Below are 12,410 nucleotides of genomic sequence, written 5' to 3' on the forward strand. Positions count from 1 at the left end.
CTAAACTCAGTAAAGGAAAGTGATTGATATGGATACAACATTATTTCCTACTAAAGGTAATTTGATTGTAGCAAAAAACACTCTTAGATTGTCTAAGCAGGGTTATGAGTTATTAGATAAAAAAAGAAATATATTGGTAAGAGAAATGATGCTTCTAATTGATAAGGCTGAAGAAATTCAATCTCATATTGATTCAACTTTTACGGAGGCATATGAAGCTCTGCAAAATGCTAATATGTCTATAGGTATAAGTACTGTTGAGCAAATAGGTACTGCTGTAGAAGAAGAAAAGCATATTAAAATAAAAACAAGGAGTATCATGGGTGTTGAGATACCTATAATTAGTATACCTGAGGAAGAAATACATCCCCAGTATGGCTTTGCTAGAACTACGTTATCACTTGACGAAGCATTCAGTAAGTTCTATAAGGTTAAGCAGTTGACAGTAGTTATGGCAGAAGTAGAGAACGCAATCTACAGACTTGCTATAAATATCAAAAGGACTCAGAAAAGAGCCAATGCTCTTAAGAATATAATGATTCCAAGATATACTGATTTGACAAAACATATACAAAATGCTCTGGAAGAAAAAGAAAGAGAAGAATTTACTAGATTAAAGATGATAAAGAAGAATTAATAATAAATCTCTTGTTGGCGAAAAACAAGCCTGACAAGAGATTTTTTCTACTCATTGTGTCGTTAGTAATTATTATACATTACAGGATTTTACGAGTTTAAGTTGTCCTATGTTTATTCTATTATTAAGAGGTAGGTTGTAAGCAATATATTTTCTAACTTCTTTTCCAACATTCTTTTCAAAAGAAATTGATTTACGTAGTTTGCCATCTTCACGATAATATCTTCTTGTATTATTTTTGATAACCTCTGGCAAAAGCGTGAGCCATGGATACATTGTTGTCAGGCTGATATCACTGTAGACAGATTTAATTGGCATGGTTCCACCTAGGTGGGTAATCAACTTACCCATTTGGTCACTATAGAGTTTTCGTAGATACCTATAGCAGAGGGCTTTTTTATCCGTATACTTTGAAAGTCCAATGACACCACCGCCGATAATGGATTTTCCACCAGGTGGTGTCATGAACTTGGTTCTATAAGCTTTGTTTCTATTCAAGTCATTAAGTAGATGGATATAGTTGGAGAAAGTAATTGTCATCGCAACATCATTGTATGCATACTCTTCTATGACATCGTCCCAAAACTCATTTTTTTCTGATTGTGAGTATGAGGAGGATGCAATATACCCTTTCAAGGCTTTTAATACGTCAGGATCAGAAATATTTAGTTCTTTCTGGGAAGTTAACACATCGTTGTGAGGGACTCTAATAAGAAAATCTGCACCACAGGTAACATTGGAGCCGTTACAGACTGAGGCACCTATATACTGGCCATTGTAATATTTGTCAAAGAAATACTCTAGCTCAGAATAATCATCAAATGTTTTTGGTAAAAGAACATTCTTACGTGTCTTCTCAAAGTAATCTCTTCTGATTACCTGATCATTCAAAATATCATCTCTATACATCATAATATGACATCCAATATCTAGAGGAAGTGCATAACAAATATCATTGTGCCTAGAGTATTCATCAAAATCTGTGACAAAGTTTTCTTTCAGATCATCATAGATATCACTTATTGGTTGAAAAATATTTTCTGATATTTCAGGTAGGTAGGCCATGTCAATACGTATAAGGTCATACTTTTTAAGGTTATTTTCGTTTAGAATTGCATCATATTGATTGTATTTAATGACATCAAAATTAACTTTCATGCCCAGATCAGATTCAAGATATGAATTGACCATTTTTATTGCACTGGTTGTTGGACTTTCAACCATCAGAATATTAATGGCATCAGAAGTTATACTATTTGATTTCATATTAATAAAGCCAGCACTCTTGACCACTTTTATGTGAGTGTTTGGTGGATTATCTATGACATAGAAAATAGCTTCAGCATAGGCATTCATGCTTTGGTAGTAGTAATTTATTTGATTATCAAAGGTCATTTTGTTTGATATAACGGATATGTGCTCAACATCATTTGATATCCTAAGAACATTCATAGCATTCACCACAGCCTCATATTTTTCAAGTGACGTTGTTATGATTAAATTGTAATGCTGCTTGCTCAAAATCTCAATAGCCCGTGTAAGATCATAGGATGTTTGACATAATTCATAGCTAACATTTTCTCCCATTTTCTCTACAACTTTTGAATACATGTGGTTATCAGAAAAAAACAATATATGCTCATAGCTTTTGTCTTGAAGGAAGCATTCCATATCTTTCTGGATTTGAAGCTGATCGAATATAATGGAATATTGGTTCTCTTCAAAATTCTTAAATATGTGATCCACTAAGATAAGAGTAACACCGTGGAAGATATTATTGTTGTATACTAGTTCTGGTTCATCCATGCATGTTACAACAATGACTACGTCTGAAGTAACAGAAGCGTTGTATGCAAAATTCTCTTCAAGTGTTGGGTTGAAGTCAGATATATGAAGCTGAAGAGTGATATTCTGTGCTGCTAGTTTTTTTCTTAGAAGATTATATAGTTTCCTGTATTTATATATGTTGATAGAAGGGATGATGAAAGCATATTCACTGCTATTATCTGCACGCAGAGATTGGGCCTTCTGATTGATGTAGTAACCCAGTTCATGGGCAGCATCTTCCACCATACGTATTTTTTCAATACTCACATTGCCTCTTTTGTTTAAAACGTTTGACACTGTTCCATAGGAGACACCTGCAAGCTTGGCGATGTCTTTCATTGTTGCCATAGTAATTCCTCCTAATAATTAATTAAACTTTATTCATTACTTTTTACTTTCAGAGAGTACTCTAATTAATCTATTTTAACATAGAATTAACTAAAAATCAAAAAACTATTATGTCAAATTGATACGTTCTAATTGATTATAATAATGTCTTAGTGTACCACAATTGATTATGCACTATTTATTAATTATAGTATGTAATAAAACCTCATGTATTTTATTGACAGAGGTGGGGTAAACTTAAACATGACAGATCAAAAAACTAAATTGATACTAATGGGAGTTCATGGTAATTGTGGTAATTTTGATACGATTCAATAGAAATAAATTAATTATTGACACCTATCAATTAATGTGTTATATTGAATATATAATCGGTTATAATTTTTAATAATTAAATTGAAAAGGAGCTTATTATGAAAAAAATTGCAGTTCTCTTGGTCATTGTAATGGCCTTCACTTTGGCAGCATGCCAAAAGCATCAGACAATAGAAACAAAAGATAGTGAACAGTCAACATCAGAAAAGAAAACAGAGCAAGAAGAAACAACTGAAAAAGAAGAGTCTGCACCAGCTAAAGATGAACAAGTGACTATTAATTACTATGGAAAACCAAATGAAGAACTAGAATTAAAGATTATTGAATCATTTGAGTCGGAGTATCCTAATATCAAGGTGAACTACATTGCACTCACAGGAGGTTCAAATGATAAGTTGCAGGCGATACAAACTATATTGCAGGCTCAAGATGATTCTATGGATCTCTTTGCAGCAGATGCAACTTGGCCGACAATTTTTACTGCAGCAGGTTGGGTGGTACCTTATGATGAGATTCCAAATGCTCTAGAGGGAAATATTATTGACAATTACATGACTACAGAAAACTTTATGCAGAATGGTCAGGTGTATGGTATCCCATTTCAGGCCAATGTAGGTGCTCTGTTTTATAGAAAAGACTTGCTAGAGAAATACAATCTATCAGTACCTACAACATGGGATAAGCTTAAAGAGGCTGCAAATGTTATTATGGCAGGAGAAGACAATCCTAATCTTGTTGGTTATGCTGCAGGATGGAAGCAATCAGAAGGTCTTTCCTGTGTAGTGCTTGAATACATGTGGCCAAATGGCATGGATATTGTAAAGGATGGCAAAGTGGATATTGATGAGGAACAAATGGAAAAATCAATACAGTTTATGGTTAATCTGATGGATGAAGGTATTTCACCTGAAAAAATGCCTACATATGGAAGTGAGCATAGGGCTTTATACAAATCAGGTAATCTGATTTTTGCTAGGGATTGGGTGACATCAACAACTAAGCACTTCCTCAATCCAGAAGGAAATGAATATTATGATAAGACTGGTGTGGCTATTATGCCAGGTGGTCATGGAACATTGGGTAACTGGGGACTGATGATTTCTAAGTACTCCAATAATAAAGAGGCTGCTGCAACTTTTGCTAAGTATCGTGCAAGTAAGGAATCACTCCTACTACAAAACGATATGATTGGTGCTTTGCCTACTATTGAAAGTTCATATGATGATGTAGGATTGGAAGAACGGTTACTGGGATATAAAGATGAGATATTTGAAGTGGTAAAGACAAGTAAATCCAGACCGATTACTCCATACTGGGGAGAGGTATCCCAAATCATTCAGGTTCAGGTCCATAGTGCAATTAGTGGTTTAATTACTTCTGAAGAAGCAGCAACATCTATTAAAGAGGAGATTACAAGAATCATAGATTAACATTAACGTGTATTTCCTGCTGGTCAACCTTGACTGGCAGGAGACTTTTAGGAGGAAAGAATGAAAAGTAATAAACGAAGTGGATATCTATTGTTATTGCCTTCAGTGCTTTTAATGGGTACCTTTATATTATTTACTGTTATAAAGACGATTACTCAGAGTTTCTATAATATAAAGATTCAAACTCTACAACAGGGTAGTGAGTTTATTGGACTACAAAATTATATAAATTTATTTACTGACAAGTATTTTATGAGTTCATTGAGATGGACGCTTGAATTTACTATATATTCAGTGGCAATTCAGACGATAGTGGCCACAGGCCTTGCCATGCTTATGAAGAAGAAATTCAGAGGGCAGGGCATTATTAGGGCTATAATCCTTCTTCCTTGGGTTATTCCTGCTGTTATTGCCGGTATGATGTGGACGAATATGTTTGGACATTATGGACTTTTCAATACGCTACTTTTGCAGTCGGGCCTGTTATCAGAACCGATAAATTTCCTAGGACAGACATTAACAGCTAAAGGAGCAATCATTATTGTAGATATATGGAAATCAACGCCATATATGTCATTGCTTATACTTGCTGGATTGATGGGTATACCTGATGAATATTATGAAGCAGCAAAAGTTGATGGGGCAAGTAAAATAAAGCAATTTTTCCATATTACTTTACCGTTGTTGAAAAGTTCCTTATCAATTACGATAATGTTTAGGCTTATTTCAGCGATGAGATCATATGGGCTAGTTGTTTCAATGACGGGTGGAGGTCCTGGGAGTACAACCGAGACAGCTGCTATGTATGCTGTAAATACATTTTTTAGATTCGGGAAAACAAGCTACGGTTCTGCTATTGCAGTGGTAATGATGATTATATCACTGTTACTAAGTCTGATATTCCTGAAGGAACTAATGAGAAAGGTTGATGTATAGATGAATGAAAAGAATGTTCAAATTCAAAAGGGAAGAACACATTATATAAGAAAAGTACTCTTTTCCATATCAATCATTACTTTTGCATTAGTTATGGTATTCCCGTTCCTATATACCCTTTCACTCTCATTCATGAGTGAAGCGGATATAACTAGCTTTCCAGTTAGACTACTTCCAAGCAGAGGAGTTTTTGATAACTATATTATTGCCTATACTCGGCAGCCAATACTTCACTATATGAAGAATAGTTTTATTATAACCTTGATTGCAGTGTTCCTCAATATCTCCATTTCTGTTATGTCGGCATATGCATTAGTAAGGACAGATATCAAATACAAGAAGCTGTTTATGTCATTTATATTAGCTATTACGCTACTACCAATCATCACAATCCTGCAACCGATTTATGAAATGTTCAGTAAAATGGGACTTCTGAATACTTATTTAGGTGTAGCAATCTTAGAGGCAGTTATGGGTCTTCCCATGAGTACATGGTTTATGACGGCACTCATTAAACAAATACCTATTGACTTTGAGGAGAGTGCAAGAATTGAGGGGGCGAATATTTTCCAATTGCTGATACATATTTACTTTCCTTTGTTGAAAGCAGGTATTGGTTCGTTGTCGATACTTAAGTTTATTGGAACATGGAATGCGTTTTTGTTACCACAAATATTAAATATGGCCAAGAGTCATAGAACATTGACGGTGGGTATCACTATGTATCAATCTGATCATGAAATTCCTTTTGGTGTGATTTCTGCAGCAGCTATGACGACAATTATTCCTGTCATTATCATAATTTTGATATTCCAGCGTTCAATCATTAATAACGTCCTTAAAGGCGGAGTGAAAGGATAATATTTTTTAATAAAACATTGAAAGGTGAAGTGTGATGAAAAAATCTAGTAACTGTGAAGCAAAATTTTACAAAAATGGAGACATGAAATATTTCCCAGGTAACACAATTGTTAACATGTTGTTAGAAAATCCTTTAAGGGAGGTATTGGCATCTGTTCAGAATTATATTAAAGGCTTGTCATTTGCTGACAAATGTGCTTTCTTACCTGTCGATTCATTTCATATGACGATATTCAGTATCTTAACTCAACAGGCTCTTGATAAAGATAGTGATATACTCCCTGAGGATATCAAACAACTTAATAATATGCAGGAAATAGATGAGTATATTGCGGGGAGACTGTCAGCGGTCAAAATACCACAGAGCATAGAGATGACAATTGTAGAGTTTAGTATAAATAAGATAATACTAAAACCAAAAACTAAAAGAGATCATGAGTTGCTTTGGACTTATATAGAAAATGTTTCAAATGCCATAGGGATGAAATTAAATGAAGACTATAAATTTCACATAAGTATTGCATACTTAATGGATAACCTGACAGATGAGGAAGTTGAAGAATGGCATGATTTGAAGATGAAATTAACACAAGACTACTCAAAATATTTCTCTTCAATAATTATTGACAGACCAATTTTTGCTGTATTTAATGATATGTCTGAGTTCAGAAAATATGGTGCGGGACGAGAGCATCTTGGTATATACATTGATAGTGAACAGAGTGTGAAGATGATATGAGCCTTCGTGTGATGAGCTTCAACAAAGACTATCACTAAGTATAATAGCCATATTATAGGATCACAAGAGCTTGAGCAAAAGTGGTAGTCAGACCATTACCCAGTATATACTGAATTGAGATTTCTTGACTAGACGGTGTTAAAGTGATGAGGTTGAATTATGAATATTCGTTTAGCTTTGAAGAAAGGAGAAATAAATGAAAGTAACATTTCTTGGAACAGGTAATGCTATTGGCATTCCTTCCCCGTTTTGCAGATGCAAGGTCTGCGAATATGCTAGAACTCATAAAGATAAAAACGTCAGAACAAGAAGTAGCATAATTATTAATGATGACTTAATTATAGATATAGGACCTGACATCTTTCACCAGTGCATAAGAAATAATATCAATTTGACAGGTTTGAAGGCAGCATTATTAACTCACACCCATAGTGATCACTTTGCTTATCCGGAATGTTTTGGTAAGGAAATCAGTATGAGCGACGGTATAAATGTACTAAATATTTATATGAGCGAGGCTGCTAATGACAATGCTATAGATGCCATTGAGAAAGCTTCATTAAACTCTTACATTACAAAAAAAGGTGTTGATTCTATTGAGTTCAATGTTTTGAAACCTAATAAGGTTAATAGAATTGGAGAATATAATGTAATACCTTTTTTTTCATCTCATTATGTCAAGGGTGACGAATTTGCATTTAACTATATTGTTGCAAGAGAGGGTCAAACGATTCTTTATGGTACAGATACAGGTTCGTATAACGACGAAACCCTAAAGTTACTTAAGAATTATTCCTTTGATGTTATAATCTATGATTGCAACAACGGCATTGATGGAGAGTACTCAAAGAATCATTCTAACTTCTATGAATTCAATCAATTAATACATCAATTGCTTAAATATGATGCAATAAAAAGTACAACAAGACTGATAGGTACCCATATTGCACATAACAGCCAAATGATACATATTGAACTAGAAAATATGTTGAAACAAACTTTTCATCACAAGTTTGAAGTGGCATATGATGGTATGATAATCGATGAAAATGTTAATTGTAATTAGTAGTAGCACATGAGTTATCAATGAATAATTTATTAAACCAATCTTCAAATCTTCACATGGTTAAAAATAAAAACCCCTACTTATATATTAAAAACTATAAGTGGGGATTTATTTTATTATATTAGATATGGATTGTAATATAACGTGTATTCCATAATATAATAAAATAATGTATACTTTACAAGACGGTCGTAGGAGAAAACTTCTAGCTATTGCCCTAAGTATACATATAGACTATAATAAAAAAGAATAAGAATTGTTTAGGAGAAATGCTCATGTCAGTTGTGAAATGGACGTTAGAACAACAAAGTGTTATTAATACAAGGAACCGAAATTTATTAATTTCTGCAGCAGCTGGTTCAGGAAAGACAGCTGTACTTGTTGAACGTATTATTAAAATGATTGTTGATGAGGAAAAGCCTGTTGATATTGATAAACTCCTTGTTGTAACTTTTACTAATGCAGCTGCCTCAGAAATGAGAGAGAGGATATCAGATGCATTGGAGAAGAAGATAGATGAAAACCCTGAGAACAGATATTTACATAAACAGCTGTCCTTATTACCTAATTCCAATATAATGACTATACATGCTTTTTGTCTTAATGTCATTAAGAATAATTTTCATCTTATTAACTTAGACCCTTCCTTTAGAGTAGCTGATGAGACAGAATTGATCCTTCTTAAAAGTGATACTATAAAAGAATTGTTGGAAGAGAAATATCAATTAGAGGATAATGGGGATTTTATAGATTTAATTGAGAGTTATACTTCTGGGAAATCAGATGATAGGATAGAAGAATTAATCTTGGAATTACATAGATTTGCTATGAGTAATCCTTGGCCAAAGAAATGGTTGGATGAAATGTCAGAGCAACTCAATATGGAAGGGATAGATAATATTGATGATTCTCAGTGGGCTTTGATGATAAAACAGGTTCTAAAAGATGAGATACCAATGTACATAAAGATTTTAGAAGAATGTAGGAGTATATGTAATAGTGAAAATGGACCAATAGGATATTTGGATGCTATATTATTGGATTTAAAGAATTTGAATGGAATTAATAATATCTTAGATACTTCGTTGGAAAATATTTCCCAAGAAATAATTAAGGTTGTTTTTGGTGCTATTGGAAGATGTAAAAAAGGTGTGGACAAAGTTCTACAGGAGAGAATAAAAGGTATCAGAGATGATGTTAAGGAAAAATTTAATAAAATAAAATCTGATTTCTTTTTCAAGAGTGGGGATAGTATTATAAATGACATAAATAATACATACCCAGTAATAAAGACACTGTGTAATCTTGTGAAAGAATTCATAGAAAAATATCAAGATGCCAAAGCTGAAAAGAATATAATTGACTTTAATGATATAGAACACTTAGCGTTAAACATTTTGATAGGAGAAGATGAAGAAGGTAAAAAAATACCATCTAATGCGGCGATAGAATTACAAGATAAATTTACTGAGATACTAATAGATGAATATCAAGATAGCAACTTGGTACAGGAAACTATATTGAAAAGTGTATCAAAAGTATTAAGTAATGAACCTAATATGTTTATGGTAGGTGATGTGAAACAAAGTATTTATAAGTTTAGATTAGCTAAGCCAGAGTTGTTTATGGAAAAATATAAGAAATATTCTATAGAAAAAAGCTTATATCAGAAAATTGATCTGCATAAGAATTTTCGTAGTAGGAAAAGTATTATAGATTGTACTAACTATTTATTCAGCCAAATCATGTCCGATCAATATGGAGATGTAATATATGATGATACAGCAGCTTTGTATCTTGGGGCTAATTATGAAGAATTTACAGATGGTGAAACAGCAGGACCTTCAGAAGTTATATTTATAGATAAGAAAGGTATGTATAGTGAAGAAAATAGTGAAGGGGAAGAATTAGAAGCAAAAGTTATTGCTGAGAGAATAAAAGAGTTTGTTAATCAATCTAACCCATATTATGTATATGATAAAAAGCTAGATAAATATAGACCAGCTATGTATAAGGATATAGTTATATTAATGAGAAGTACCAGTACTAGAGCAGATGGATTTGTTAATGAATTAATTAATTATGATGTACCGGCTTATACAGATGCTACTTCTGGGTATTTTGATACTATTGAGGTTAAGACAGTACTTTCATTATTAAAGATAATAGATAATCCTAGACAAGATATTCCTTTGATATCTGTATTAAGGTCACCTATTGTTGGATTAAAAGCTGATGAATTAGTACGAATTAAGACAGCTCTACCAGAAGGTGAGTATTATGATGCATATGAGCAATATATCAGTGGAACAATTAATGAAGACGAGCTTAGTGTAAAATTAAATCATTTCAATAAGTTGTTGAATGATTGGAGGGAAAAAGCTGTTTACATGCCTCTTAATGACATGATTCTTGATATCTATGATAGGTCACATTACTATAATTATGTATCAGTAATGACGGGAGGAAGACAGAGAAGGGCTAATCTAGATCTGCTTATTGATAAAGCTATAAAATATGAATCAACCAGTTATAAAGGATTATTCAACTTCATTAGATATCTGGAGAAAATACATAAGTATTCCATTGATATGGGAGAAGCTACTGTATTTGGAGAGAGTGAGAATCTAGTTAGAATTATGAGTATACACAAGAGTAAGGGACTTGAGTTTCCTATAGTTTTTATTGCTGGGATAGGTAAACAGTTCAATATGCAAGATCTTACCAAACCTATACTTTTACATCAAGATTTAGGTCTTGGACCAAAATATGTAAATTATGAGTTGAGATATGAAGTTAAAACATTACCAAAAGCTATAATAAGTAGAAAAATCAAGAATGAAAATATATCTGAGGAACTGAGAATATTATATGTTGCTCTAACTAGGGCAAGAGAAAAATTAATTCTAGTAGGTAGTTGCAAGGATTTGTGTAAACAAGCAGAAAAGTTATCTAGATACTTATTTTTCCCGGATAGATTGTTGATACCACAAGTGATAGCCAGTGGACATTCTTACATGGATTTTATTATACCAGCCTTATTAAGACATAGAGAGAGTGAAATAATAAGAAACTTACTAGATAACCCATCTATATGTTCACCTGATGAGCTATGGGGTCATGAAGCTTCATGGGATATTAAGATAATAACAACAGATGATATCATTAGTAGAGAAGAAGATGTACAAGATGCTAAAAATGAAACATATGAAAATCTATTGAATTGGGATTGTGAGAAAAGTTATAGTGAGTATCCTAGAGAATATTTTGATTGTAATCTGAACTGGACATACCCTCATGGGGATGCAGTATTAAAGCCAATAAAAATATCTGTTTCTGAAATAAAAAAACAGAGTATACCAGATGAATTAATAGAACATGAAGAGATGTTTAATGATTTTGAGCCATATAAGCCAAGATTTATGGAAGAAAAACTAAGCCTTACATCAAGTGAAAAGGGAACGGCATTCCATAAAGTAATGCAGCATATAGATTTTAATCAAGTACATAATTACGATTACATAGTTGATTATTTAGACAGCTTGCAACAAGGAGAAATAATATCGGAAAAAGAAAAAAGAAGTATACATATTAAATCTATTCTTAGCTTTAGTAAGAGTAATCTTTTACAGAGAATGATTAATGCAGAAGCCAATGGTAGATTAAAAAGAGAAGTTCCTTTTGTATTGGGTGTACAATTAAAAGATATCTATAAAGACTGTAATATAGATGAAAAAGCTTTGGTGCAAGGTGTTATTGATTGTTATTTTATTGAAGATAATCAAATTGTGTTAGTAGATTATAAAACTGACTATTTACAGACAAATGAACAAGAGGTTCTAATAAAGCGATATAATAAACAGATGGAATTATATTCAATAGCTCTTGAGAATATTATGGGAATGAAAGTAAGTGAAAAGATACTATATGCTTTTAGTATTGGGAAAGAGATAAGTATATAAAAGTTATAATTAAGAAGATTTCCGTAATAATGTATAAAATATCCAATATAACCCCATAATTGAAATAGAAAGGGTGGTTATATATGGCAAAGAAGAATAATAAAGACGAAAAAGAGAAAAAAGTTCTTACCGAAAATGAAAAACTGAAGTATGAAATAGCCGAAGAATTAGGTTTACTGGATAAAGTAAGTGTTGGTGGGTGGAAATCCTTAACTGCCAAAGAAACAGGTAGAATCGGAGGATTAATGACTAAACGTAAGCGAAGTGTTAAATAATAGATTAGAATTAA

General features: G+C 32.6%; 9 protein-coding genes. 8 read left to right on the forward strand and 1 reads right to left on the reverse strand.

Annotation, left to right across the window (positions count from 1 at the left end):
• Positions 1 to 28: 28 nt before the first annotated feature.
• Positions 29 to 637, forward strand: a complete 609-nt coding sequence (locus N4A55_RS05245) for a V-type ATP synthase subunit D (RefSeq protein ID WP_293754453.1) — start codon at positions 29 to 31, stop codon at positions 635 to 637.
• A gap of 72 nt (positions 638 to 709) precedes the next feature.
• Here N4A55_RS05245 and N4A55_RS05250 read toward each other — a convergent pair whose 3' ends face one another.
• Positions 710 to 2,812, reverse strand: a complete 2,103-nt coding sequence (locus N4A55_RS05250) for a LacI family DNA-binding transcriptional regulator (RefSeq protein WP_293754454.1) — start codon at positions 2,810 to 2,812, stop codon at positions 710 to 712.
• Positions 2,813 to 3,270: 458 nt separating this feature from the next.
• On the opposite strand from N4A55_RS05250, the gene N4A55_RS05255 reads away from it, so the two are divergent.
• The 7 genes from N4A55_RS05255 to N4A55_RS05285 all read left to right on the forward strand — a co-directional run bounded on the left by N4A55_RS05255 (position 3,271) and on the right by N4A55_RS05285 (position 12,396).
• Positions 3,271 to 4,557 carry an extracellular solute-binding protein gene (locus N4A55_RS05255; protein ID WP_293754455.1) on the forward strand — a complete coding sequence of 429 codons (1,287 nt, stop codon included), beginning with the start codon at positions 3,271 to 3,273 and terminating at the stop codon, positions 4,555 to 4,557.
• A gap of 60 nt (positions 4,558 to 4,617) precedes the next feature.
• Positions 4,618 to 5,493 (forward strand): carbohydrate ABC transporter permease, encoded by an 876-nt coding sequence (locus N4A55_RS05260; protein WP_293754456.1) that lies wholly within the window; start codon positions 4,618 to 4,620, stop codon positions 5,491 to 5,493.
• Positions 5,494 to 6,354, forward strand: a complete 861-nt coding sequence (locus tag N4A55_RS05265; RefSeq protein ID WP_293754457.1) for a carbohydrate ABC transporter permease — start codon at positions 5,494 to 5,496, stop codon at positions 6,352 to 6,354. It abuts the gene before it with no gap.
• Between the two features lie 34 nt (positions 6,355 to 6,388).
• Positions 6,389 to 7,093: a DUF1868 domain-containing protein gene (locus tag N4A55_RS05270; RefSeq protein ID WP_293754458.1), complete on the forward strand. Its 705-nt coding sequence runs from the start codon at positions 6,389 to 6,391 to the stop codon at positions 7,091 to 7,093.
• A gap of 196 nt (positions 7,094 to 7,289) precedes the next feature.
• A complete protein-coding gene (locus N4A55_RS05275) occupies positions 7,290 to 8,159 on the forward strand; it encodes an MBL fold metallo-hydrolase (RefSeq protein WP_293754459.1) in 870 nt (289 codons plus the stop codon).
• 275 nt (positions 8,160 to 8,434) lie between these two features.
• The gene (addA, locus tag N4A55_RS05280; protein ID WP_293754460.1) at positions 8,435 to 12,121 is read left to right on the forward strand and encodes a helicase-exonuclease AddAB subunit AddA; all 3,687 of its coding nucleotides are present in this window, start codon (positions 8,435 to 8,437) and stop codon (positions 12,119 to 12,121) included.
• An 83-nt stretch (positions 12,122 to 12,204) separates the two neighbouring features.
• Positions 12,205 to 12,396, forward strand: a complete 192-nt coding sequence (locus N4A55_RS05285; RefSeq protein WP_293754461.1) for a small, acid-soluble spore protein, alpha/beta type — start codon at positions 12,205 to 12,207, stop codon at positions 12,394 to 12,396.
• The last annotated feature ends 14 nt before the right edge of the window (positions 12,397 to 12,410 follow it).

Source organism: Vallitalea sp., assembly GCF_025211055.1.
In the GTDB taxonomy this organism is placed as follows: domain Bacteria; phylum Bacillota; class Clostridia; order Lachnospirales; family Vallitaleaceae; genus Vallitalea.